The organism is Streptomyces sp. AC555_RSS877, assembly GCF_019049245.1.
Taxonomy (GTDB): Bacteria; Actinomycetota; Actinomycetes; order Streptomycetales; family Streptomycetaceae; genus Streptomyces.
In genome coordinates, this window is sequence record NZ_JAGMUK010000222.1 from 1 (window position 1) to 320 (window position 320).

The following is a 320-nucleotide window of genomic DNA, read 5'->3' on the forward strand; positions in this document are numbered from 1 at the left end:
GCGGGATCCTCATCGATTCCTGATGCCGTTCGTCAAGCCGCGGCGCACGTTTGAGGCAGCGGGCAGGAGGTGTCGGAGGTGCGCGGTACAGTCCGTTCATCCGACTGGGGAGGGCTCATGGCGACCAAGTGGGGCTTGACGATCGACTGCGCGTACCCGGGGAAACTGGCCGCGTTCTGGGCGCTGGCGTTGGGCTACGAGGAGAAGCCCCCGCCCGCAGGATTCGGGAGCTGGGAGGAGTGGTTCTCGCATCATGAGGTTCCGGAGGACGAGTGGGATGACGGGGCGTACCTCTCAGATCCTGACGGCGTGGGCCCCAC

Annotated in this window: 1 pseudogene; it reads left to right on the top strand. The window is 66.2% G+C overall.

The annotated features are described in order from the left end of the window. Nucleotides 1-117 precede the first annotated feature (117 nt). Nucleotides 118-320 (top strand): annotated as a pseudogene (locus KUM49_RS51000) (VOC family protein); the annotation flags it as partial.